Consider the following 23,921-nt stretch of genomic DNA (forward strand, 5'->3'; position numbering starts at 1 on the left):
ACGATGACTCCATCGGCGGCCACTTCCTGCACCTGCTGCACGGCGAGAAGCCGTCGGCGCTGTGGGAGCGCGCCATGAACACCTCGCTCAACCTGTACGCCGAGCACGAGTTCAACGCCTCGACCTTCACCGCCCGCGTGATCGCCGGCACGGGCTCGGACATGTATTCGTCGATCAGCGGCGCCATCGGCGCACTGCGCGGCCCCAAGCACGGCGGCGCCAATGAAGTCGCGTTCGAGATCCAGAAGCGCTACGACAACCCCGACGAGGCCCAGGCCGACATCACGCGCCGCGTCGAGAACAAGGAAGTCGTGATCGGCTTCGGCCACCCGGTGTACACCACCGGCGACCCGCGCAACCAGGTGATCAAGGAAGTGGCGAAGAAGCTGTCTAAGGATGCCGGCTCGATGAAGATGTTTGACATCGCCGAGCGCCTGGAAACGGTGATGTGGGACATCAAGAAGATGTTCCCGAACCTGGACTGGTTCAGCGCGGTGAGCTACCACATGATGGGCGTGCCGACGGCGATGTTCACGCCGCTGTTCGTGATCGCGCGTACTTCGGGCTGGGCCGCGCACATTATCGAGCAGCGCATCGACAACAAGATCATCCGCCCGAGCGCCAACTACACCGGTCCGGAGAACCTGAAGTTCGTGCCGATCGGCAAGCGCAAGTGAAGCGGGGCCAACTAGCCCCCGTCGATAATGTAACCAAAGACCAGAGCACTACGCCGCTCTGGGCAAATCGTAGAGAATAGCGGCGGAAATTGTCCCGGCGCCGCCCGGTTTGACGGCGGCGAATGAAACATAAATCGATTTCAGTATCCGAAAGGCACTCACAATATGAAACATCTTGTCCTTGCCGCCTGCATCGGCGCATTCAGCCTGACCACCGCCACCGCCGTGATGGCGCAGGAACCCGCCAAGAAGACCACCAGCAAGAAGGCTTCGACCAAGAAGAAGGCGGCCGCCGGAACCGCCGCAGCGGCCGGCGCTGCTGCCGCGGTCACCCCGAACGGCGAAAAATGGCAGTGTGAACTGGGCAACAACCTGTATATCGCCGGCGACATGCTGCGCGACGAAGTCCTGACCGTGCACTGGCAAGGCAAGGACTACAAGCTGCCGCGCCAGGCCACGGTGACCGGCGCCGACCGCTACTATGACGCCCGCACCGGCCTGGACCTGGTGGTGATCCCGAGCAAGGCCATGCTGTTCAACAAGAACCTGGGCCAGCGCCTGGCCGACGACTGCCAGAGCGCCGCCATGCAGGCCGGCGCCGCGGCCCCTACCCAGGCCGGCGGCCTGCGCGCCCCGGCCACCACCCCGCTGCTGGTCACGCCCCCGGGCGGCCCGACGCAGGTGCCGGAAGGCGCCCAGCAATCCGCAGCACCCAAGCAGTAAGTCCGTACCGGGGCGGGGGGGGGGGGGGGGGGGCTGAATTCCGGCCGCCAGCGCCCTTTTTTGCCTTGCCGGACGGCCAATCCCGGGTGGGCATGCTGTCGGGCCGGCGCCGTCGCGGCCGGCGGGTTGCCGAGCCGGGTGGCGCCAAAGCCGCGCGGCGGTTAGAGTATGCAGTTGCAGTGCGCTGCCGGCCTCGGACCGCGGTCAAATGCCGCGGCAGCGCACCGGGGTCTCGATTCAGGTCCGAGCCAAATGCCATCGCATCATCCTTCGATCGGAGTACGGCAATGCCCCACAACCTCAAGAACACGCTAAAAGAATTCAAGATCGGCTCTTCCGGCAAGGGCCAGTATTACTCCCTGCCCCAGTTGGGCGAGGAGCTGGACGTGGCAGTCGGGCGACTGCCGGTGTCGATCCGCGTGGTGTTGGAATCGGTGCTGCGCAACTGCGACGGCAAGAAGGTCACCGAAGAGCACGTCAGGCAACTTGCCAACTGGAAGCCGAACGCCGAGCGCGTCGACGAAATTCCCTTCGTGGTGGCCCGTGTGGTCTTGCAGGACTTTACCGGCGTGCCGCTGCTGGCCGACCTCGCCGCGATGCGCAACGTCGCCGAGAAGATGGGCAAGAACCCCAAGAAGATCGAGCCGCTGGTGCCGGTGGACCTGGTGGTCGACCACTCGGTGCAGGTCGACCATTTCCGCGAAAAGAAGGCGCTGGACCTGAACATGCAGCTGGAATTCCAGCGCAACAACGAGCGCTACCAGTTCATGAAGTGGGGCATGCAGGCGTTCGATACCTTCGGCGTGGTGCAGCCGGGCTTCGGCATCGTGCACCAGGTCAACCTGGAATACCTGGCCCGCGGCGTGCACAAGAAAGACGGCGTCTACTACCCGGACACCCTGGTCGGCACTGACTCGCACACCACCATGATCAACGGCATCGGCGTGGTGGGCTGGGGCGTCGGCGGCATCGAGGCCGAGGCCGGCATGCTGGGCCAGCCGGTCTATTTCCTGACGCCGGACGTGGTTGGCGTGGAGCTGAAGGGCCGCCTGCGCGAAGGCGTCACCGCCACCGACCTGGTGCTGACCATCACCGAGATGCTGCGCAAGGAGAAGGTCGTCGGCAAGTTCGTCGAGTTCTTCGGCGAAGGCACCGCCAGCCTGGCCCTGCCCGACCGCGCCACCATCGGCAACATGGCGCCGGAATACGGCGCCACCATGGGCTTCTTCCCGGTGGACGAGAAGACCATCGACTACTTCAAGGGCACCGGCCGCACCGAAGAGGAAATCGCCGCGTTCGAGGGCTATTTCCGCGCACAGAAGATGTTCGGCATTCCCAGGGCCGGCGAGATCGACTACAGCAAGGTGGTGACGCTGGACCTGGGCACGGTGGCGCCGTCGCTGGCGGGCCCGAAGCGTCCGCAGGACCGCATCGAGATCGGCAACGTCAAGAGCACCTTCGCCTCGCTGTTCAGCAAGCCGGTGGCCGAGAACGGCTTCAACAAGGAGGCGGCCGACCTGGACCGCGCCTACACCACCACCGACGGCCTCGAGGTGAAGAACGGCGACGTGCTGATCGCCGCGATCACGTCCTGCACCAACACCTCCAACCCGAGCGTGCTGCTGGGCGCCGGCCTGCTGGCCAAGAAGGCGGTGGAAGCCGGCCTGACGGTGGCGCCGCACATCAAGACCTCGCTGGCCCCGGGCAGCCGCGTGGTGACTGAATACCTGACGGCCGCCGGCCTGCTGCCGTACCTGGAAAAGCTGGGCTTCGGCGTGACCGCCTATGGCTGCACCACCTGCATCGGCAACGCCGGCGACCTGACGCCCGAGCTGAACGAGGCCATCACCAGGAACGACCTCGTGGCCGCTGCCGTGCTGTCGGGCAACCGCAATTTCGAGGCCCGCATCCACCCGAACATCCGTGCCAACTTCCTGGCCTCGCCGCCGCTGGTGGTGGCCTACGCCATCGCCGGCAATGTCACGCGCGACCTGATGACCGAGCCCGTGGGCAAGGGCAAGAAGGGCCGCGACATCTACCTGGGCGATATCTGGCCGACCTCGGAAGAAATCCACGCACTGATGAAGTACGCGATGGATGCCAAGACCTTCAAGGGCAACTACGAACAGGTCAAGAAGCCGAGCAAGCTGTGGGCCGGCATCAAGGGCACCAAGGGCCAGGTCTACGACTGGCCCAAGTCGACGTACATCGCCGAGCCGCCCTTCTTCCAGGACTTCAGCATGCAGCCCGCCGCCACCAGCGCCAGCGTGCGCGGCGCGCGTGCGCTGGGCATCTTCGGCGATTCGGTGACGACCGACCACATCTCACCGGCCGGATCGATCAAGGACACCTCGCCCGCGGGCAAGTACCTGCTGTCGCACGGCGTGCTGAAGGCCGACTTCAACAGCTACGGTTCGCGCCGCGGCAACCATGAAGTCATGATGCGCGGCACCTTCGCCAACGTGCGCATCAAGAACCTGATGATCCCGCCCAAGGCCGACGGCTCGCGCGTGGAAGGCGGCATCACGCTGCACCAGCCCACCGGTGACGAAATGTCGATCTACGATGCCGCCATGAAGTACGTGGCCGAGGGCACGCCCACGGTGGTGTTCGGCGGCGAAGAGTACGGCACCGGCTCGTCGCGCGACTGGGCCGCCAAGGGCACGCAGCTGCTGGGCGTGAAGGCCGTGGTGGCACGCAGCTTCGAGCGCATCCACCGCTCCAACCTGGTCGGCATGGGCGTGCTGCCGCTGCAGTTCAAGGGCAACGACAGTGCGCAGACGCTGGGCATCACCGGCAACGAGACCTTCGATATCGAAGGCATCGAGGGCGACCTGAAGCCGCAGCAGGACGTGGTGCTGGTGATCCATCGCGCCAATGGCGACGTGCAGCGCGTGCCGGTGCTGTTGCGCATCGATACGCCGATCGAGGTCGACTACTACAACCACGGCGGCATCCTGCCGTTCGTGCTGCGCCAGCTGCTGGCCGCCTGAGATCCACCTGAGGCGCCCGCAGCCTGCCAAGGCTGACGCCGCCTGCCCGGGCCCCGTGGGGGGGCCGGGGCAGGCGGCGTTTTTCATTGAGGTCCTGCGCCCCTTGCATCACCCCGAACGAAGCCGGGCGCGTGTAAGTTCCACGCAAGCCAGTGCTGCCACACTGTGTTGCACAAGAACAGCGGTCGCACGACCGGAAGCCGGGTCCGCCCGGCATCATCCAGAATCAGGAGACACCATGGTTAAGATCCTTATCGCATTCGTCGTGGTTGCCGGCGCGGCCCTCTACCTGCTGACCAAGGGCGGCAGCGACGTTTCCATGTCCGGCGAGTCGCACAGCGTCGAAAGCCACGCGCCCGCGGCCCCTGCCGCCTCCGCTCCGGCCCAGAAATAAAGCCACACGCCCGGGCGCGTCCGCACACGCTGCACGCATATAGCGGCCTGCGTGTCAACGCAACGAGTAGAATACCGTTTTACGCATAAACGGACGGTTTCTTTCTATGGCAGGTTTTCGCCCCAAGGCTTCCCCACGACTCTCCCCTGACGCCGAGCGTCTGGTGGCCGATGCGCTCGCCCTCGACGCTTCGGGCAGCCGCATGGAGGACGCGTACTGGGAACGGCGGCTCTCGCAGCGCCTGGGCCGCCTGCTGAAGAACGGGAGCCAGACCGCGCTCGACGCGGCGCTGGAACACCTGTTCAAGCACAATGCAGACGCCTCCGACGTGCTGGCCGAGCAGGCCGAGACGCTCGCCGAATCCGCCACCATTGAGGTCGACGGCCAGCGCCATGACGCGCTGCTGATCGCCGCCCCGATCCTGGCGCACACGCGCTACGCCATTCCCTCCGGCTCGCTCAAGCCGGAGCTGGCGCAAACGTTGGCGGTGCACTTGCAGGCACATGTGCTGGCCACCGGGACCAAGGTCTCGCTGTCGCCCTACCTATACAGCATCGACCAGCTGCCGCGCACGCACAGCGACACCTTTGCGCTGACGCACAAGCTGTCCGCGGCCGCCCTGGCCGGCACGGTACCCAAGGTCGACTTGCGCGACCTGCCCGAGACCGCGCCGATCCTGGCCGATCCGCGCTACCTGCTGGCCGTGGTGGTGGCTCCGCACGAGCAGGCGCTGTTCCGCTGGCAGGAAGACGCCAAGGAGCACCACGCCGAGCGCTCGACCTGCCTCGACCAGTGGCGCACCCAGGTGCAGCCGTCGGTGGCGCTGCTGCTGCCGGGCTGCGAGTTCGAGCTGCTGCTGCCCGACGCATTCTTCCTGTCCTGCCGCGAGTCCGACAAGAGCATCCGCCCGCTGACCGTGCGCGCCGCGGTCAACTACCTGTGCGGCACGCTCGACATCTCCGCCGGCCAGCTGGCCGCCGTGGTGGCTGCCTTCGGCGAGGAAGTGGTCGAGGAATACCGCGTGGGCTTCACCATGCGCGGCGAGAAGGATGTGATCTACGGCATCGTGTGGCCGGTCTACGGCCGCGAAGCCGGCGAGGTCGATGCCGACGAAAAGGGCAACCCGCTCGAGCAGATCTGCGAGGAACTGCGCAACGCCGGCGTAGAAGACATCTTCCGCCACGCCGCGCTGTTCGATCCGGAATACTGCGAGGACTGCGGCACGCCGCTGTACGCGGACCGCAACGGCGAGATCGTGCATGCCGAACTGCCCGAGGACGCCCCGACGCAGCAGCCGCTGTTCCACTGACGCGCCCGGCTGCGCCTGGCAAAAAGACGGCCCGCATGCGCGGGCCGTTTTCATTGGCGAGCCGCTCAGGCGCGCTGGCGCTCGCTGACGCAGCGCCACAAGCCGTGGCCCGATGCCCCGTACTTGCGCTCGAACGGCGTCATCGGTTGCGCCGGGGCCCACGCCTCTACCCGCGCCGGGCGCCCGACCAGTGCTAGCGCCTGGGCAAACTCATCGATATAGATGCGCCAGTTGCTGCGGCACTCCAGATAGTCGCCGCAGGCGGCCAGCGCCGGGAACACCGCATGCCCCTGCCAGCGCCGCCCCAGGTGGCCGATCTTGGGCCACGGGTTCGGGTACAGCACGTAGTGGCGCGCCACCGGCACGGCCTCGGCCTGCAGCAGGCGCCACACATCGACCAGGTCGGCCCGCGCCCAGCAGAAGTTGGCTGGCATCGGCGCCTCGCCCCACCAGTCCTTGCCGGCGGCCAGGCGCTTCTCGGACTGGTCGATGCCGATCACGAAGTGGTCCGGGAACGCTATGGCCAGCCGCAGCGTGCTTTCGCCCACGCCGCAGCCCGCATCCAGGATCAGCGGCGCACCGCCGGCCTGCTGCCAGCTTTGCAGCGCCGCGCCGAGCTCGCGCCGGCTGGCTTCGCCGATGGGCTTGCGGAACGGCTCGGCCAGGTGGCGCGCGACGCGCGCGGCCAGGTGTTCGTGGACATCGGCCTGGGCCGAGACAATGGTGCGGGAATTGGCAAACATGGGCGCCATTCTAACGGCGCCGTCCCGCATCGGCTTGCCTGCCCGCGCCAAAGGCTGCAACCAAGCCACTTTAGCGGCACAATGCGGGACAAACCCGCCTGAGAACCCGGCCGCGCCCGCGCGGACCCGTACGAGGAGCCAGCCAGATGACACCGACCCACGCCCTGCCGCCGCAACGTCCGCCCCGCCGCCCTGCCCGTCGCGCCGTGCTCCATGCCGCCACCGCGCTGGTGCTTGGCAGTGCCGCCTTCACGCTGCTGCCGGCGGGTGCCGCCCACGCCGAAGACCTGCGCATCGGCCTGGCGGCCGACGTGACCTCGATGGACCCGCACTGGAACAACTCGGGCCCCAACAACGCCATCGCGCTGCATGTGTTCGAGTCGCTCGTGTTCATGGACAAGAACGCGCGCTACATCCCCGGCCTGGCGTTGTCGTGGAAGCCGGTCAACGCCATCACCTGGGAGATCAAGCTGCGCCCCAACGTGAAGTGGCATGACGGCTCGCCCTTTACCAGCGAGGACGTCAAGGCCTCGCTGGAGCGCCCGGAGAAGCTGGTCAACAGCCCCGGCTCGTTCACCAGCTACACCAAGCCGATCGCGCGCATCGACACGCCCGACCCGCTGACGGTGCGCCTGACCATGAGCGTGCCCAATTACGCCAACCTGGCCAACGACCTGAACAGCGTGCCGATCATGCCGAAGAAGGTCGCCGCCACGCTGACGCAGGCGGACTTCGACTCGGGCAAGGCGATGATCGGCACCGGCCCGTTCAAGTTCGTGCGCTTTGCGCGCGGGCAGGAAATCGTGATGGAGCGCAACCCCAACTACTGGGGCCCCAAGCCCGAGTGGGACCGCGCCATCTTCCGCATCATCACCGACAACGGCGCGCGTTCGTCCGCGCTGCTGGCGGGCGATGTCGACGTGATCGAGAGCGTACCGTCGGCCGACGTCGCCAAGCTGAAGCAGAATCCGAAGTTCAAGATCGAGCAGCAGGTGTCGTGGCGCACCATCTTCTGGCAGATGGACCAGTCGCGCGACAACCCGCCCTTCGTCACCGACAAGGCCGGCAAGCCGCTGGGCAAGAACCCGTTCAAGGATGCGCGCGTGCGCGCCGCAATCAGCAAGTCGCTGAACCGCGACGCCATCATCAGCCGCATCATGGAAGGGCTGGCGGTGCCGGCATCGTCGATCGTGTCGCCGCAGATCTTCGGGCATCCGGGCACCAAGCCGGAGGCCTATGATCCGGAAGGCGCGAAGAAACTGCTGGCCGACGCGGGCTACCCCAACGGCTTCGGCCTGACGCTGCACGCCACCAACAACCGCTACCTGAACGACGCCGCGGTAGCGCAGGCCACCGCCAGCATGCTGACGCGCATCGGCATCCAGACCAAGGTGGAGACGTTGCCGGTGGCGGCCTACTTCACGCGCGCACGCCAGGGCGAGTTCGCCTTCCAGATGCTGGGCTGGGGCTCGGCCGCGGCCGACGTGGCCTTGCGCTCGATCACTGGCACGCCCAACCCCAAGACCGGTTACGGCACCTGGAACTGGGGCAAGTACAGCAACCAGCAGCTGGACCAGCTGATCGAGAAATCGCTGACTACCGTCAGCAGCGACAAGGCGCGTGAGGAGAATGCCCGCATCGCGGCCAAGTTTGCGCTGGCCGACCACGCGATCATTCCGTCTCACAGCCAGCTGGCGATGTGGGCGATGAAGAAGGGACTGAAGTACGAGGCGCGCACCGACGAGTGGTCGCTTGCGCAGTTCTTCCACAAGGAGTGAGGGCGGGACTGCCTGCTGCCGCTCTCCCGCGCAGCGGGAGAGCGGCCGTTCCTCAGATCTTCAACCGCTCTTCCTGCCGCGCATTCGCCGCGCGCAGCTTCTGCACCCAGTCGCGCGCAGGCAGGCCGGTAGTCTTCTCGACCACATCGGCGCGCGCCTCGATCACTTCCCACGACACATCGATCTCCGGCCCATTGAATGCCAGCGCAATGACGTTGCCGTCATGCACTTCCGGGAACACCAGCACGCGGTTGTCGAAGGCATCGCAGATGCGTTCGATATTCTTCGGAAAGCTGTCGTGGTCGCCGAACAGGTTGATGGTCATCACCCCGGGTGCCTTCAGCGTGCGGCGGCAGGCGCGGTAGAACGCGGTGGTGTCCAGCACCGGGCCGCGCGCGGTGGCGTCGTACAGGTCCACCTGCAGCACGTCGATGGCGCCGGCGTGGGTGCCGTCCATCACGTAGTCCCAGGCATCCTGCTCGCGCACGGTCAGGCGCGCGTCGTCCTCGCGCAGGCCGAACATGCTGCGCCCGGCGATGATCACCGCGGGGTTCAGCTCCACCGCGGTCACGCGCGCGCGGCTGAACTGGCGGTGGCAGAACTTGGTCAGCGCCGCTGCGCCCAGGCCCAGTTGCACCACGTGGAATTCTTCGACCGAGGGCGACAGGAACAGCAGCCAGGCCATCATCTGCTGCGCGTATTCCAGCTCGATCGCATCGGGCTTGCGCAGGCGCATCGCGCCCTGCACCCACTCGGTGCCGAAGTGCAGGTAGCGCACTCCTTCCATTTCCGAGAACGTCACCGGCGCAAAGCGCGGCGTCATGCGTTTTTCTTCGCGTGCCGGCGCCTCGCCACGGGTGCGGGTGCCACGTGCCGGACGGCGCGAGGCCACGGCTTCAATCGATTTGCGTTTCAGTAGGGTCATGTTGTCGAGAAAGGCGTTCAGCACCCGTTCCAGCATGGATGGGGGAAACGCGGATTACTTGCCCAGCGCCGCCTGCGCGCGCTGCAGCCATTCGCGGTTGTGTTCGCGGGCGTGGCGCGGCCAGTGGCGGGCGTCGTGGACGATATCGGCATAGAGCTGCTGCGCGCGTTCGCGGTCGGCGGCGTCGGGCTGCGCCGCCAGCCAGTCGGCGAAAAGGCAGCGCGGCGCGGCATCGCTGGCGCTGGTCAGCGCCTGCTCGAACGCGGCGCGCGTGCCGGATGCGCCGGTGGCCGCCAGCGCGCGCGCATACAGCAAGGCCGGATCGGGCTGCTGGCGCGACTGCGGATTGGTGGCGAACAGCTTTTCCAGCGTTGCCAGCGCGCCGGCCGCATCGCCGGTGGCGAACTGCGCCTGTGCCAGTCCTTGTAGCAGCGCCGGATCGGTCGCAAACGGTCCGCTGGCCGCTGCCTGGTAGTGCTGCAGGGCTTCCGACGGCTCCCCGGCCGCCAGCAGCGCGGCGCCCAGGCGCATGCGGTGCGCCACCGTCGGGGCGCGGTCAAAGTCTGAGCGGGCCTCGCGCACCGCGCGGTTCGGATCGACCAGTTGCGTGATGGCACGCGTGGCCGCACGCGCGCCGCGCGACTGGCGCAGCTCGGGCAGGTAGATCGCGAAGAAATACACCACGCTGCCCAGCCCCGGGAACAGGAACAGGATCAGCAGCCAGTACATGTTCTGGTGTGTGCGCACCGCGTGCACCGCAAAGAACAGTGCAACGATGATATGGATGCTGATGCCGAAGATACGCATAGGGAATTTACCTTGAAATCAATGGCCGGCGCGCCAGCCGCCGGCATTGTGACAGAAAGGCGGGGCCACGGGTTTCAGCCGCCCGCCGGGATGCCGGCGCCGGCCGACTGCAGCCCCGCCACCGCCTGCGGCGTCAGCACGGCCTCGCCATTGACCGCGCGCGCCACCAGCGCATCGGCCGCCTCGATGGCAATGCCCTGCGCGCTGTACCAGGCATCGTCGTAATAGGTGTTGCCGTAGCGCTCGCCGCTGTCGCACAGCAGGCTGACGATGGCGCCGCCCTCCCCCGCCGCGCGCATCTGCTGGGCCAGGTACAGCACGCCGACGAAATTGGTGCCGGTGGACCCGCCCACGCGGCGCCCGAAGCGCCCGGCGAGGTAGCGCATGGCCGCGAACGAGAGCGCGTCCGGCACCTTAAGCATGGCGTCGATACAGGTCGGGATAAACGAATGCTCCACGCGCGGCCGGCCGATGCCTTCAATGCGCGAGCCCTCCGCCAGGGACAGGTCCGGCTGCGGCTTGCCGTCCAGGCAGCTGCGGAAGTAGTCAAAGAACACCGAGTTCTCCGGGTCCGCGCACAGCACGCGGGTCTTGTGGCGCCGATAGGCCACATAGCGCCCCAGCGTGGCGATGGTGCCGCCGGTGCCGCCGCTCGATACCAGCCAGGCCGGCACCGCATGCTCTTCGTGCGCCATCTGCTTGAAGATCGACTCGGCGATATTGTTGTTGGCGCGCCAGTCGGTGGCGCGCTCGGCGTAGGTGAACTGGTCCATGAAATGCCCGCCCGTCTCCTGCGCAATGCGGCGCGAGGCGGCGTAGATCCCGGACGGGCTGCCCACCAGGTGGCAGTGCCCGCCGTAGAACTCGATCGCCTCGATCTTGGCGCGCGAGGTCCCCGCCGGGATCACCGCCACGAACGGCAGCCCGAGCAGCCGCGCAAAGTAAGCCTCGGAGATCGCGGTCGAGCCGCTGGATGCCTCCACCACCGTGCTGCCCTCGTGCAGCCAGCCGTTGCACAGCGCATACAGGAACAGCGACCGCGCCAGCCGGTGCTTGAGGCTGCCGGTCGGGTGGCTGGACTCGTCCTTGAAATAGACGCGGATGTCCGGGTAGCCCGGCAGGTCCAGCGGGATCAGGTGGGTGTCGGCGGAGCGGTTGAAATCCGCATCGATCTTGCGGATGGCTTCGTGGGTCCAGTCGGAAAGTGGCATGGCAGTGTTCCGGGCAGGCCGGACGTCAGGACAGACCGTCAGGATGCCAGAAGCGCACGCCGCAAATCCAGTTTCCGGGATGGGCAGGCGGGCTGGCACAGCCCGCAAAGGGCGGTTTCACCACAACCGCGGGACCGGGCATGGCATTTCCCGGCCGGATGCAGCCACCGCGCGGGTGCTGGGATATGATAATACGATTAATATCATATGTGACTGAAACAGATGTCCCCGATGTCCGCGATACCCGGGCGAGCCACCCGCCGCCTTGCCCGCCCCAGCCAGCCGGCTGGTCCCCGGATCCTGCATTGCGCAAGGCTGCCGTCATGAACGAACGCAAACCGGACGCCGACCCCGGCGTCGCAGCGGGTAGCCGCCGCACATCCTTTGAGTCCTATATGCGCTTCCTGGCCGAAGCCCCGCGCGACGGCACGCCCGTGGTGCTGGAGACCGAGACCGCCCTGTCGCTGCACTTCGACGTGCTGGCCACGCAGAGCTTCATGTCGCGGCGCGATCCCGACCGGCTGGTGCTGGGCTACACGCGCACCATGATGGGATTCCTGCTGTTGCATCCGTCGCCGGCACGGATTTCGGTGATCGGGCTCGGCGGAGGCTCGCTGGTCAAGTATTGCTACCGGCACCTGCCCGCCACGCGGGTGGTCGCTGTCGAGATCGACCCGGCGGTGATCGCACTGCGCGAGCGCTTCCGCATTCCGCCCGACGATGTCCGCCTGCAGGTGGTCTGCGCCGATGGCGCCGAGTACGTCAGGGGCCGGGAAGCGCGCCCCGAGGTCATCCTCGTCGACGGCTTCCTGGCTGACGGCATGCCGCTGCAGCTTGGCTCCGCCGGCTTCTACGCGGCCTGCCACGCGCGGCTGGCCGACGACGGCATGCTGGTGGCCAACTTCCTTGCAAGCGACCGCGGCATGCCGCACTACCTGGGCGCGGTGCGCGCCGTGTTCGGGGCCTCGATGTCGGTCGCACGCGCCGAGGACAGCTGCAACTACACCTTGTTTGCCTGGAAAGGCCCGCCCCGGCTGCCGTCGCTGCAGACGCTGCTGGCACGCGCACGGGCGCTGGAAGCCGTGCATGCATTGAAGCTGACACCGACTGCCCGCCGCATGAAGCGCGGCGAGGCGGTTGCCGCCGACCCCGACGCCTGGCACGCCCTTGCCCGGCCCCGGGACACCCTGTAGCGGCAACGCAGGTCCGCCGCCGCCCTTCCCAATCCGCCAGACGCCGCCCCATCGCCATGCCGATCCTGTACCTGCGCAAACTGACCGGGAAGCGGCGTAGCCCCCACGCCAACCGGCACCTGGCCGGCTACCTCTGCTTTGTCGCCGGCGCCATCAATGCCGGCGGCTTCCTGGCCGTGCAGCAATACACCTCGCATATGTCCGGCGTGGTCTCGGCCATGGCCGACAACCTGGCGCTGGGCAGCTTCGCGCTGGTGCTGGATGGGGTCGGGGCGCTGCTGTCGTTTCTCGGCGGCGCCGCGTGCTCGGCGGTGCTGGTCAACTGGGGACGACGCCAACGGCTGCACAGTGAATACGCGCTGCCGCTGGCGCTGGAGGCGGGGCTGCTGCTGTGCTTTGGCCTGATCGGCGGCAACCTGGGGCAGCACCAGTGGCTGTTCGTGCCAGCCACGGTGATGCTGCTGTGCTTCATCATGGGGCTGCAGAATGCCATGATCACCAAGCTTTCGAACGCCGAGATCCGCACCACACACCTCACTGGCATGGTCACCGATATCGGCATCGAGCTGGGCAAGCTGTGCTACTGGAACGCAGCCGCGCCGGCGCGCACGCCATCACGCACACAAGCGCGCCCACTGCCCCGCGTGCTCGCCAACCGGCGCAAGCTGCGCCTGCTGGTGGTGCTGGTCACGCTGTTCTTTGCCGGCGGCATCGCCGGCGCGCTGGGCTTCAAGCACATGGGTTTCAGCGCCACGCTGCCGCTGGCCGCGCTGCTGCTGGCGCTGATCGCAGTGCCGCTGAGCGACGACCTGCGCAGCCGCTGGCGCACAGGCTCACTGCCGCGCCTGGCGGCGCGGATGCGGCAATGCGTGCAGGCGGGCGCGCCGCGCCGGCGGCGCTAGGCGCCGCCTAGCGGTACACCAGCACCGGGATCTTGCTGTGGGTCAGCACCTTCAGGGTTTCGCTGCCGATCAGCATGCCCTGGACCCCGCGCCGCCCGTGCGAAGCCATCACGATCAGGTCGCAGCCTTTTTCCTCGGCCGTCTTGATGATAGCCTCGTAGGGATGGTCGTTGACGACGTATGCCGTGTCACAGGCCACGCCCGCGGCGACGGCCTCATCGGCCAGTCCGCGCAGGTAGCGGGTCGCGTTTTCCCAGGCCTCCTTCACGTAGGTTTCGCGCGTGTCCTCCAGCATCTCGACCTGGTAGGTCAGGACGTGGTAGTTCGGACAGACGCGCACCGCGGTGGCACTCGCCCCCATGTCCCGCGCCAGCGTGAGAGCCTTGCGGAACGCCGATTCAGACAGGTCGGAACCATCGACCGCCAGCAGGAGATGCTTGAACATGATTGCCTCCTTGCCAGCATGGTTGCCGGCTAAGGCGCTCACTTCCGATGCGTCATCGCCATGCGTCCGAAAGTGCAAGCCCGCAAGGCGCACTACAAGGAGCGATCGATACCCCCGGTTTCGAATGATTCGTCGCTCGACTCCAGTATAGGTGCGCCATGGCCCACGGCAATCCGGCATGCGTCACATGCTCACGGGTGGATTCAGTACGGGCGATTTGCGAAGCCGTTGGCTGGCTGCGGGCCGCGTCAGGCCCGGCATAGGCCATCAGCGCGATGAAGACAGCCATGACGGTGGCGCCGACCGCCATGAACACGCGCTCGCGGCCCTGCCCGACCTTGTCGAGCAGCCAGCCCACCACGAGCAGGCAGGCAAAGGCCACCACATAGGGCACCGCCGAGGCGATGCCGGCGTGCAGGACGTGGCGAGGCACTGTCAGGAAATCATGCCGTGATGATCGGATCCGCAGCCATGTCCTGGCACCGGGCGGCGCGACGCCATGGCGCTCACCGATGCGGGCGCGAATACCTGGCTGAAATTGCACCGCTGCTGCGGCAGCTGGAGCGGGCCACCATGAACGTGATGGCCCTCAAGGGCAGAGGTGGCGCCCTGTCGCTCTCGGTAGGTGCGTCGCTGGGCAGCTACTGGCTGATCCCGCGCCTGCCCGCATTTACGCGCGCGCACGGCGAGATCACCCTGAACCTGCGCACGCGCGTGGGTCCGGTGGACTTCAGCACCGCGTCCGTGGATGCGTCGCAGCAGCACGAGGCAGGTGTCGCCGAAAGAAGCTGATGCAACTTCCGTGAGCCATGGCATGGATATTGCGAAGCGGTCGCACAGGCCAACGGCGGCCTTGAAACAAGCTGGCAAGTCGCGATGACATGCTCCGAAAAGGAGCATCCCGGGCAACGACGCCCCGAAGCGAATGGACCACGAACCGGACAACCGGTTCGCAGGCATCTCGCTTCGGGGCGCTTTTGCTTCGCCGGTCAGCGCGGTGCGCGTCTGCGTCGACACTACCTGCAAGGCATGGCATGAACGCTCTCTCCACTCAGTCACCCGAGACCGAAGTGTCCGCCGAGACCATCGGCGCATTGATCAACCTTTCCGGCAGGCAGCGCATGCTGTCGCAACGGATCGTCCTCCAGATGCTGCTCGCTTCGCGGGGGGACACTGCCGCGCTCGATATCGCACGCAAGTGCCTGTCAATGTTCGAGTCGGCGCATTCGGATCTCGTGACGGGCAGTGAGCGCTTCCCCGGCACATTCTCCGGCGCCTTGCAGCAACTGTACTTTGGCAGTGCGCGCGCTGACGCTCGCATCCGTGAATTCATCGCCCGGGTCAGAACAGCGATAGACACACCACTGGCCGACACCAGCCGGCAAGCGTCATTCCTCGATGTGCTTGTGACGCAGGCCACGCCGATACTTGAGCTGCTGCAGACTGTCACGCAGGCCTACCAGGAGGAAATGCACCGTTGCGAGCTCGCTGTGCGCAAACGCCAGACCGACCTCGCCGATCGCCTCAGCGGTATTTCGATGCAGGCCAACATCGTCGCAATGAATGCACGCATCTCGGCGGCGCGGGCGGGAGAGTACGGCAGGGAGTTCTCGGTGATCACGCAGGTGCTTGCGGACATCATCAAGGAAATGGATCAGCTGATCCGCCACGTCGTCGGCTCGAACGACGGGCCCAAAGGACCAACCAGAGCCTGACGCGGAGACGCCCTTGAAACGTTACCTCAGTTCCTTCTGCCTGATTGTCTGCAGCGTCCTGGCGCTGGCCGGGACCGCTTGCGCCGAAACGCTGACGATCAACGCGGCGATCAACAAGGCGGGCCGCCAGCGCATGCTGTCTCAGCGCATGGCCAAGGCTTACTGCCAGGCTGGCCTCGGCGTTGAAGTCGAACGTTCGAAGAAGATTCTCGAGCAGTCCGTGGCGCTCTTCGACAAGCAGCTCATGGAGCTGAAGGCGTTCGCACCCACGCCGGAGATCAAGGATACCTACGCCAGGCTCGAGCAGACATGGATTCCCTATAGACAGTTGCTGTCCGGCGGCGATCCGAATCCCGATAGCGCGAAAACCATCGCAAGAATGAGCGAGGACGTGCTGAAGCTTGCGCAACAGGGGACCCTCCTGCTCGAGAAACATTCGGGCACCGCGACGGGCAAGCTGATCAACGTTGCCGGCCGCCAGCGGATGCTCTCGCAGAGAATCGCCAAGATCAGCATGTTCCGCGCCTGGGGCATTACCTCCCCCCGGATGGCGCAGGATCTGGACATGGCTACCAGGGAATTCGCAGCCGCGCAGGAGCTTCTCACCTCGGCGCCGCAAAACACCGAGGCAATCCGTCGCGAACTGCTGCTGGCCGGGTCTCAGTGGCTGTTCTTTGAAGAGGCACTCAACCAGACCGGGGTCAGTCGCGCGGAACAGTTGAGGAACATCGCCACGACCAGCGAGCGTATTCTTCAGGTAATGGATGACGTCACCGGCATGTATGAAGGGATGCCCAGGTAACGTGGGTGCGTGAACGAGCTATGCCAGACGCTGCCTTACAGGCAGCCACTCTTGCAATGCCTGCCAGGCGCCCAGCTTTTCCGTGTAGGGCAAGGTATGAGCGGGACTACTGGAAGGAAGCCTGATGATCCGGTGATGGTCGCCATGCTGCCCAAGGGCCTTCAAACCGATACGCGCGGCAGTGCCGCCATTGAAGGCGATGACAGCCAGCCTGGGTAGTGATTCGATCAGGCTCGCCAGGTCGTTGCCGGCGTGATCCCGGATGTTGCTGTCCAGGCTGCCCTCACGCTTCGCTTGCGCCACCACGTCCCACAGACCGACGTGATGCGCCAGAAGCGTTTGCAGCCGCGCGGCATATTCCATGCGGACCAGGTCTTCACCGAGAACTTCGCCGGTCAGGCGCCAGAACTGATTCTGCCGATGCGCGTAATACTGGCATTGCGCCAGTGACGCCTCGCCCGGCAGGCTGCCGAGAATAAGGATGCGCGTGCCGGCGTCAACGACAGGCGGGAAGCACCGCTTCAGTGTCATCGGTCACGCGCTCCGCTACAACACATTGAGATGGGAATCCCCCGCCGCCTGCGCGGCGGGGGCAGCCGGGGCGTCAGGCCAGCAGCTTGTTGACACGCTGCACGTAGGCGGCCGGATCGTCCAGCATGCCGCCTTCGGCCAGCAGCGCCTGGTCGAACAGCACCTGCACGCGGTCGCTGAAGGCATCGCCCTCGGGGAGATCGCGCAGTTTCTGCACCAGCGCGTGTTCCGGGTTCAGTTCCAGGATCGGCTGGGCGTCCGGCGCCTTCTGGCCGGCCTGCTTGAGCAGGCGCTGCAGGTAGCCGCTCATGTCGCCTTCGTCAGAGACCAGGCACGAGGCCGACGCGGTCAGGCGCAGCGTCACACGCACGTCCTTGGCCTTGCCGTCGAGCACGGTCTTGGCGCGATCGACCACGTCCTTCCAGTCGGCCTCGGCCTTTTCCTGCTCGGCCTTCTCGGCTTCGTCGGCGAGCTTGCCCAGGTCCAGGTCGCCGCGCGCGACCGACACCAGTTCCTTGCCGTCGAACTCGCGCAGGAATGAAAGCATCCATTCATCGACGCGGTCGGTCAGCAGCAGCACTTCGATGCCCTTCTTGCGGAACACTTCCAGGTGCGGGCTGTTCTTCGCGGCGGACCAGGTATCGGCGGTGACGTAGTAAATCTTGTCCTGGCCTTCCTTCATGCGGCCGACGTAGGCGGCCAGCGCCACGTTCTGCTCGGCGGTGTCGTTGTGGGTGGAGGCAAAGCGCAGCAGCTTCGCCACGCGCTCCAGGTTGGCCTGGTCTTCACCGATGCCTTCCTTGAGCGCCTGGCCGAACTGCTGCCAGAAGGTGGTGTACTTGGCGCGCTCGGCTTCTTCTTCACTGTCGGCCAGCGTTTCCAGCATCGACAGCACGCGCTTGGTGCAGCCCTCGCGGATGGCCTTGACGTCGCGGCTTTCCTGCAGCAGTTCGCGCGATACGTTCAGCGGCAGGTCGGCGGAATCGACCACGCCCTTGACCCAGCGCAGGTAGCCCGGCAGCAGCTGGTCGGCATCGTCCATGATGAAGACGCGCTTGACGTACAGCTTCAGGCCGGCCTTGTGGTTGCGGTCCCACAGGTCGAACGGGGCGCGCGCCGGGATATACAGCAGCTGGGTGTATTCGCTGCGGCCTTCCACGCGGTTGTGGGTCCAGGCCAGCGGCGCCTCGTTGTCGTGCGCGATGTGCTGGTAGAAGGCGGTGTACTGCTCGTCGGTGATGTCGGACTTGGCGCGGGTCCACAGCGCGCTGGCCTGGTTCACGCTTTCCCACTCGGCGGTGCGCTGGTAGGTGCTGGATTCAGCGTCCCACACCTCCTTGGGCATGCGGATCGGCAGCGAGATATGGTCCGAGTACTTCTGGATGATGCCCTTCAGGCGCCAGGCCGAGAGGAAGTCGTCCTCGCCCTCGCGCAGGTGCAGCGTGATGGTGGTGCCGCGCTCGTTGCGGGCGATGGCATCGATGGTGAACTCGCCGTCGCCGGTGCTTTCCCAGCGCACCGCGTCTTCGGCGCCCAGGCCGGCGCGGCGCGTTTCCACCGTGACCTTGTCGGCGACGATAAAGGCCGAGTAGAAGCCCACGCCGAACTGGCCGATCAGCGCGGCGTCCTTCTGCTGGTCGCCGGAAAGCTGCTGGAAGAATTCCTTGGTGCCCGAGCGGGCGATGGTGCCGAGGTTGTGGATGGCCTCGTCGCGGCTCATGCCGATGCCGTTGTCGGTGATCGTCAGCGTGCGCGCCTTGGCGTCGGCCTCGATGCGGATCGCCAGGTCGGCGTCGTTCTCCAGCAGGGACGGGTTCGCGATCGCCTCGAAGCGCAGCTTGTCGGTGGCGTCCGAAGCATTCGAGACCAGCTCGCGCAGGAAGATTTCCTTGTTGCTGTACAGCGAGTGGATCATCAGGTGCAGCAGTTGCTTCACTTCCGCCTGGAAGCTCATCGTCTCGTGCGGTGCGGTCATGGTTCTCCTCTTGGAAACAGGCGAATCTGGAAAGTCGGTGTGGCCACGGTCCTGTGGCCGGTGCCGCCAGACATAGGGCCGCCCGGGCCATTTTTCAAGGCCCGGGTGCTGCCGGGATGTGACTTACAGGCGTTCTAGCTGGCGCGCCAGGAAGGCCAGCATTTCCGGGTGGCCGCTGCTGGCAACGTTGAAGCGCATCCAGCCCGACGGCATCTGCGACGGCGAGAACAGGCTGCCCGGGGCGAACAGGTAGCCCTCTTCATGCCCCGCGGTGGCGATCGCGTTGGTGTCGCGGCCGGTATCGGCCCACAGGTACATGCCGGCGTGCTGGCCGGGAAAGAGCCGCAGGCCCAGGCGCTCCAGCTCGCGCCGGGTCTCGTCGCGGGCGCGGTCCAGCCGGGTGCGCACGCGCTCCACATGTTTGCGGTAGTGGCCCTCGGTCAGCACCTTGTACAGCACGCGTTCGTTGATCTCCGGCGTGGCCAGCCCCGCCAGCAGCTTGCTGTCGGTCAGCGCCGACGCCGTCTCCGGGTGCGCGGCGATAAAGCCCACGCGCAGGTTGGCCGCCAGCGTCTTGGAAAAGCTGCCCAGGTAGATCACCCGGCGCAGCTGGTCCAGGCTGGCCAGCCGGGTGGCGGCGTGGCCGGGCGGGCACAGGTCGCAGTAGATATCGTCCTCGACGATCAGGAAGTCGTACTGCTCGGCCAGGCGCAGCAGCTGGAAGGCCTTGGCCGCCGACAGCGAGGTGCCGGTGGGGTTGTGCAGCACCGAGTTGATCACGAACAGCTTGGGCCGCCGCGCCTGCACGATGCGCTCCAGCGCCTCCAGGTCCGGCCCTTCGGCGGTGTACGGCACCCCGATCACCTGGGCGCCCTGCGCGGCAAAGCGGCCGAACATCACGAACCAGGCCGGGTCGCCCACCAGCACCGTGTCGCCGGGCTGCAGGTAGAGCCGCGCGATCAGGTCCAGGGCCTGGGTGATGCCCGAGGTCAGCACGATCTGCTCGGCGCTGGCACCGATCTCCAGTTCTTCCAGCCGGGTGCGCAACTGCTGGCGCAGCGGCAGGAAGCCCTGCGGCGTGCCGCTGGCCAGAAAATGGTTGCCGGGCTGGCGGCCCAGCCCGCGCAGCGCGCTGGCGATCAGTTCGCCGTCGAGCCAGTCATTGGGCAGGAAGCCCAGTCCGGGCGCCTTGTGCGCCTCGGCGGTATGGAACATGCTGCGCAGCAGCCAGGTCACGTCGATATTACGCGCCACCGCCACGGCGCCGGACACCGGCGCCGCGGGCGCGGCCGGGGCACGCTCGCGCACGTAGAAGCCGGAGCCGCGGCGCGATTCCAGGTAGCCCAGCGCCACCAGCCGCTCATAGGCCTCGACCACGGTAAAGCGCGAGATGCCCTTCTCCTGGGCCAGCTGCCGGATCGACGGCATGCGCATGCCGGAGCGGAACACGCGCTCGTCGATGCGCATGCGGGCCCATTCGGTCAGTTGCTCGACCAGCGTCATCTGCGCCGAGGGGATCGGATCCGGGAAGCGCTCGGTGGGCGGCACCACCAGCCGCAGCGCGCGGCCGGAGGTATGCCCCGATGTGCTGTGGGCGTCGCCTCCGCTATCCTTCTGACGGGTGACGGTGGCGGTCTCGCCGCCGGCGTCGCCATCCCTGCTGTTGGCATCCATGTGCTGCTCCTGCAACTGTACTGAATACGATCCGCTCAACTGTACCGGTACTGTACCGACTACCTTGTCTACCATCAAGCCAAGATGAAGCTCGCCCTCGATCACCTTGTCATCGCCGCGCCCGATCTGGACGCCGGCACGGACCATGTTGCCGGCCTGCTGGGCATTGCGCCCCAGGGCGGCGGTGCGCACACGGCCATGGGCACGCACAACCGTGTGCTGGGCATGTTCGGCGGCGTCTACCTGGAAGTGATCGCGGTCGATCCGACGGCAACAGCGCCGGCCCGGGCGCGCTGGTTCGGCCTGGACACCGAGGCCGTGCAGCAGCGCCTGCGCGACGGCCCCTTCCTGCTGCACTGGGCTGCGCGCGTGGAACGCCCCGCCGACCTGGGCCGGTGGCAGGCGCAGTACCCGGAGCGCATCGCCCCGGTCATCCCGATGACCCGCGGCGGCCTGCACTGGCGCATCACCGTGCCCGAGGATGGCAGCCTGCCGGCCTGGCCGGGCGAAGCCGACAGCGCCGGCGACGGCCTGCTGCCCAGCCTGATCCAGTGGGACGTGGCCAGCTACCCCGGCGCCAGCCTGCCGCGGCAGGGCCTGGCGCTGCGCAGGCTGTCCGGGCGCCACCCGCGCGCCGAACTGCTGCGCCAGGGGCTGGCCTGGCTGGGCGCCGACCACCTCATCGCCATCGAGCAGGCCGACGGCCCGCCTGAACTGAGCGCCGAAATCGAAACCGCGCAGGGCATCCGCACCCTGCGCTAGCCACACCCGGAACAAGCCCACCAGGAGACCCCCGATGTCCGCCACCCGCAAGCGCTTCGACGAAGACCCCTACCTCGACCACTGCACCGCCACCGTGGTGGCGGCCGGCGCCGAAGGGATCGAACTCGACGAAACCGTGTGCTACGCACGCAGCGGCGGCCAGGCCGGCGACACCGCCACGCTGGCGCTGGCCGACGGGCGCACGGTGGCCATCGCCGACACCATCTACGCCGAAGACCGCAGCCGCATCCTGCATGTGCCCGCACCGGATGCGCCGCTGCCGCGCGTGGGCGAGCGCGTCACCGTGACCATCGACTGGGCGCGCCGCCACAAGCTGATGCGGCTGCATACCTGCCTGCACCTGCTGGGCTCGCTGATCCCGGTGCCGGTGACCGGCTGCGGCATCTCGCCGGAGTCGGCGCGCGTCGACTTCGACCTGCCGGAATCGACCCTGGACAAGGCCGACCTGACCGAACGCCTGAACGCGCTGATCCACGCCGACACCGCCGTGCGCACCACGCTGATCACGCCGCAGGAACTGGCCGCCCAGCCCGAGCTGGTCCGCACCATCGGCGCCGCGCCGCCGGCGGGCACGGCCAGCATCCGCATCATCGAAATCCCCGGGGTGGACCGCCAGCCCTGCGGCGGCACGCACGTGGCCAACACCAGCGAGATCGGCGCAGTGGTGGTGACCAGGATCGAGAAGAAGAGCCGCACCAACCGGCGCGTGGTGGTCGCGTTCGCGTGATGGCGTCCGGCTTGCTCACCGGCCTGACGGCCGCGCAGTTCCTGGCCCTGCTGACCCTGCTGACGGTGGGCCTGTTCACGCCCGGGCCCAACACCACCATCGCCGCGGTCACCGGCGCCAACTTCGGGCTGCGCGCCACGCTGCCGCACTGCGTGGGCGTGGCCTTCGGCTTTGCCAGCATCCTGGCGCTGTGCGCACTGGGCGTGGGCGCGCTGATCCTGGGCCAGCCCGCGCTGGCCGCCAGCGTGCACCTGGCCGGCGTGGCCTACCTGCTGTGGCTGGCGTGGAAGATCGCGCGCAGCACGGTGCTGGCGCAGAAGCAGGTGCTGCGCCCGCTCAGCGTGTGGCAGTCGGCGGTGCTGCAGTACGCCAACATCAAGGCGTGGATGCTGGCGCTGGCAGTCGCGGCCTCTTACATGACGGGCGCGCCCTCGCCGCTGCAGCGCGTGCTGCTGGTGTGCGGCTTGTTCGCAGTACTGGGCTTTGTCAGCAACGGCGTGTACGGCGTGCTGGGCGCGTCGTTGCGGCAATGGCTGCAGCAAGGCCAGCGCGTGAGCTGGTTCAACCGCGCCATGGGCGCGGCGCTGGGGCTGACCGCGCTGTGGATTGCGGTCAGCGCCAGCCCGGGCATGCCGTGACCCGCGGCGATCCGATTCCGAGCCGATGACAACCAAGACCCCGACCATGCCCGCCAGCCGCCCCGCTTCTCCGCCACTGACGTCTGCCCCACCGGCCTCCGGCGGCATGCTGCTCGGCTTTGTCGGCGTGGCGATCTTCAGCCAGACGCTGCCGTTCACGCGCATGGCGGTGGCCGAGCTGGACCCGGTCTTTGTGGCACTGGCGCGCGCCGTGCTGGCCGCGCTGCTGGCGCTGGCGCTGCTTGCCTGGCGCGGCGCGCTGTCCGCCAGCCGCCGCCCGCGCGGCGGCCAGTGGCCGCGGCTGGCCGTGACCGCGCTGGGCGTGGTGGCGGGTTTCCCGCTGTTTTCTTCGCTGGCGATGCGCGAGGTGCCGGCCAGCCACGGCGCCATCGTGATCGGCCTGCTGCCGCTGGCGACCGCGGTATTCGCCGCCTGGCTCGGGCGTGAGCGGCCGTCGCCGGCGTTCTGGCTGTCGGCCGTGGCCGGCAGCGCGCTGGTGGTGGGCTTTGCCGTCTGGCAGGGTGCCGGCGGCCTGCAGCATGCGGACTGGTACCTGTTCGCCGCCGTGGTGCTGGGCGCGCTGGGCTATGCCGAGGGCGGCAAGCTGTCGCGCGAGCAGGGCGGGCTGGAAACCATCAGCTGGGCGCTGGTGGTATCGCTGCCGGTGCTGGTGCCGGTGGTGGCCTGGCTGACCCTGCGCGACCTGCCGGCGATAGCCGCGGCGTCGCCGCGCGCCTGGGGCGGCATGGCCTATGTGTCGGTGTTCTCGATGTTTGTCGGCTTCCTTTTCTGGTACGCCGGCCTCGCAAAAGGCGGCGTGGCGCGCGTCGGCCAGATACAATTGCTGCAGCCGTTCCTGACGCTGGCGGGCGGTGCGCTGATCCTGGCCGAGCCGCTTGACGCCCCCACCATCGCCTTCGCGGTGGCGGTGATCGCCGTCGTGGCCCTCGGCCGCCGCGCCGCCGTGCAGCAAAGC

General features: G+C 67.3%; 23 protein-coding genes and 1 pseudogene. 15 read left to right on the forward strand and 9 right to left on the reverse strand.

Annotated elements, in window-relative coordinates:
- The 5 genes from AC3WRI_RS29595 to AC3WRI_RS29615 all read left to right on the forward strand — a co-directional run.
- The coding region (locus AC3WRI_RS29595) for a citrate/2-methylcitrate synthase (protein ID WP_492294628.1) at positions 1–677 on the forward strand (677 nt) is incomplete at its 5' end.
- A 165-nt stretch (positions 678–842) separates the two neighbouring features.
- Complete coding sequence (locus AC3WRI_RS29600) at positions 843–1,400, forward strand: hypothetical protein (RefSeq protein ID WP_010813536.1); 558 nt, start codon at positions 843–845, stop codon at positions 1,398–1,400.
- A gap of 287 nt (positions 1,401–1,687) precedes the next feature.
- Positions 1,688–4,393 carry an aconitate hydratase AcnA gene (acnA, locus tag AC3WRI_RS29605; protein ID WP_011615748.1) on the forward strand — a complete coding sequence of 902 codons (2,706 nt, stop codon included), beginning with the start codon at positions 1,688–1,690 and terminating at the stop codon, positions 4,391–4,393.
- Positions 4,394–4,631: 238 nt separating this feature from the next.
- Complete coding sequence (locus AC3WRI_RS29610; protein WP_010813538.1) at positions 4,632–4,787, forward strand: hypothetical protein; 156 nt, start codon at positions 4,632–4,634, stop codon at positions 4,785–4,787.
- 106 nt (positions 4,788–4,893) lie between these two features.
- Positions 4,894–6,096, forward strand: coding sequence for a DUF2863 family protein (locus AC3WRI_RS29615; protein WP_010813539.1), 1,203 nt, complete (start codon positions 4,894–4,896; stop codon positions 6,094–6,096).
- Positions 6,097–6,161: 65 nt separating this feature from the next.
- On the opposite strand, the gene trmB is transcribed toward AC3WRI_RS29615, so the two are convergent.
- The gene (trmB, locus tag AC3WRI_RS29620; protein ID WP_492294630.1) at positions 6,162–6,848 is read right to left on the reverse strand and encodes a tRNA (guanine(46)-N(7))-methyltransferase TrmB; all 687 of its coding nucleotides are present in this window, start codon (positions 6,846–6,848) and stop codon (positions 6,162–6,164) included.
- A 137-nt stretch (positions 6,849–6,985) separates the two neighbouring features.
- Here trmB and AC3WRI_RS29625 point away from each other — a divergent pair, with 137 nt between their 5' ends.
- Positions 6,986–8,617, forward strand: coding sequence for an ABC transporter substrate-binding protein (locus AC3WRI_RS29625; RefSeq protein WP_492294631.1), 1,632 nt, complete (start codon positions 6,986–6,988; stop codon positions 8,615–8,617).
- Between the two features lie 52 nt (positions 8,618–8,669).
- On the opposite strand, the gene AC3WRI_RS29630 is transcribed toward AC3WRI_RS29625, so the two are convergent.
- From AC3WRI_RS29630 to AC3WRI_RS29640, 3 genes are all read right to left on the reverse strand, one after another.
- Complete coding sequence (locus AC3WRI_RS29630) at positions 8,670–9,542, reverse strand: class I SAM-dependent methyltransferase (protein ID WP_010813542.1); 873 nt, start codon at positions 9,540–9,542, stop codon at positions 8,670–8,672.
- A 54-nt stretch (positions 9,543–9,596) separates the two neighbouring features.
- Entirely contained in the window at positions 9,597–10,349 is a 753-nt protein-coding gene (locus AC3WRI_RS29635) for a tetratricopeptide repeat protein (protein ID WP_010813543.1), read from the reverse strand.
- A 74-nt stretch (positions 10,350–10,423) separates the two neighbouring features.
- Complete coding sequence (locus AC3WRI_RS29640; protein WP_010813544.1) at positions 10,424–11,560, reverse strand: PLP-dependent cysteine synthase family protein; 1,137 nt, start codon at positions 11,558–11,560, stop codon at positions 10,424–10,426.
- A gap of 323 nt (positions 11,561–11,883) precedes the next feature.
- On the opposite strand from AC3WRI_RS29640, the gene AC3WRI_RS29645 reads away from it, so the two are divergent.
- Both AC3WRI_RS29645 and AC3WRI_RS29650 read left to right on the forward strand, forming a co-directional pair.
- Positions 11,884–12,753: a spermine/spermidine synthase domain-containing protein gene (locus AC3WRI_RS29645; RefSeq protein ID WP_011615752.1), complete on the forward strand. Its 870-nt coding sequence runs from the start codon at positions 11,884–11,886 to the stop codon at positions 12,751–12,753.
- Between the two features lie 56 nt (positions 12,754–12,809).
- Positions 12,810–13,619, forward strand: a pseudogene (locus AC3WRI_RS29650) (YoaK family protein); the annotation flags it as partial.
- A 43-nt stretch (positions 13,620–13,662) separates the two neighbouring features.
- Here AC3WRI_RS29650 and AC3WRI_RS29655 read toward each other — a convergent pair.
- On the reverse strand, positions 13,663–14,100 hold the full coding sequence (locus AC3WRI_RS29655; protein ID WP_010813547.1) for a universal stress protein: 438 nt from the start codon (positions 14,098–14,100) through the stop codon (positions 13,663–13,665).
- 52 nt (positions 14,101–14,152) lie between these two features.
- Complete coding sequence (locus AC3WRI_RS29660; protein WP_162166394.1) at positions 14,153–14,644, reverse strand: MFS transporter; 492 nt, start codon at positions 14,642–14,644, stop codon at positions 14,153–14,155.
- Between the two features lie 29 nt (positions 14,645–14,673).
- On the opposite strand from AC3WRI_RS29660, the gene AC3WRI_RS29665 reads away from it, so the two are divergent.
- The 3 genes from AC3WRI_RS29665 (at position 14,674) to AC3WRI_RS29675 (ending at position 16,617) form a co-directional block, all read left to right on the forward strand.
- Positions 14,674–14,892 (forward strand): type 2 periplasmic-binding domain-containing protein, encoded by a 219-nt coding sequence (locus tag AC3WRI_RS29665; RefSeq protein ID WP_174549479.1) that lies wholly within the window; start codon positions 14,674–14,676, stop codon positions 14,890–14,892.
- Between the two features lie 242 nt (positions 14,893–15,134).
- Positions 15,135–15,815 (forward strand): methyl-accepting chemotaxis protein, encoded by a 681-nt coding sequence (locus AC3WRI_RS29670; RefSeq protein ID WP_041687462.1) that lies wholly within the window; start codon positions 15,135–15,137, stop codon positions 15,813–15,815.
- Positions 15,816–15,828: 13 nt separating this feature from the next.
- Positions 15,829–16,617 carry a type IV pili methyl-accepting chemotaxis transducer N-terminal domain-containing protein gene (locus AC3WRI_RS29675; protein ID WP_010813551.1) on the forward strand — a complete coding sequence of 263 codons (789 nt, stop codon included), beginning with the start codon at positions 15,829–15,831 and terminating at the stop codon, positions 16,615–16,617.
- Positions 16,618–16,635: 18 nt separating this feature from the next.
- Here AC3WRI_RS29675 and AC3WRI_RS29680 read toward each other — a convergent pair whose 3' ends face one another.
- The 3 genes from AC3WRI_RS29680 to AC3WRI_RS29690 all read right to left on the reverse strand — a co-directional run bounded on the left by AC3WRI_RS29680 (position 16,636) and on the right by AC3WRI_RS29690 (position 20,797).
- On the reverse strand, positions 16,636–17,148 hold the full coding sequence (locus AC3WRI_RS29680) for a DNA-deoxyinosine glycosylase (protein WP_010813552.1): 513 nt from the start codon (positions 17,146–17,148) through the stop codon (positions 16,636–16,638).
- Positions 17,149–17,221: 73 nt separating this feature from the next.
- Positions 17,222–19,123 carry a molecular chaperone HtpG gene (gene htpG, locus AC3WRI_RS29685; protein WP_010813553.1) on the reverse strand — a complete coding sequence of 634 codons (1,902 nt, stop codon included), beginning with the start codon at positions 19,121–19,123 and terminating at the stop codon, positions 17,222–17,224.
- Between the two features lie 123 nt (positions 19,124–19,246).
- Positions 19,247–20,797, reverse strand: a complete 1,551-nt coding sequence (locus tag AC3WRI_RS29690) for an aminotransferase-like domain-containing protein (protein ID WP_010813554.1) — start codon at positions 20,795–20,797, stop codon at positions 19,247–19,249.
- An 84-nt stretch (positions 20,798–20,881) separates the two neighbouring features.
- Between AC3WRI_RS29690 and AC3WRI_RS29695 the strand changes: the two genes are divergently transcribed.
- The 4 genes from AC3WRI_RS29695 to AC3WRI_RS29710 all read left to right on the forward strand — a co-directional run.
- Positions 20,882–21,559, forward strand: a complete 678-nt coding sequence (locus AC3WRI_RS29695; RefSeq protein WP_011615758.1) for a VOC family protein — start codon at positions 20,882–20,884, stop codon at positions 21,557–21,559.
- A 34-nt stretch (positions 21,560–21,593) separates the two neighbouring features.
- On the forward strand, positions 21,594–22,307 hold the full coding sequence (locus AC3WRI_RS29700) for an alanyl-tRNA editing protein (RefSeq protein WP_010813556.1): 714 nt from the start codon (positions 21,594–21,596) through the stop codon (positions 22,305–22,307).
- Entirely contained in the window at positions 22,307–22,945 is a 639-nt protein-coding gene (locus tag AC3WRI_RS29705; protein WP_492294633.1) for a LysE family translocator, read from the forward strand. The genes AC3WRI_RS29700 and AC3WRI_RS29705 overlap by 1 nt, the downstream gene beginning before the upstream one ends.
- 46 nt (positions 22,946–22,991) lie before the next feature.
- On the forward strand, positions 22,992–23,921 hold a 930-nt coding region (locus AC3WRI_RS29710), incomplete at its 3' end, for a DMT family transporter (RefSeq protein ID WP_492294634.1).

The organism is Cupriavidus sp. FW305-27 (assembly GCF_058787995.1).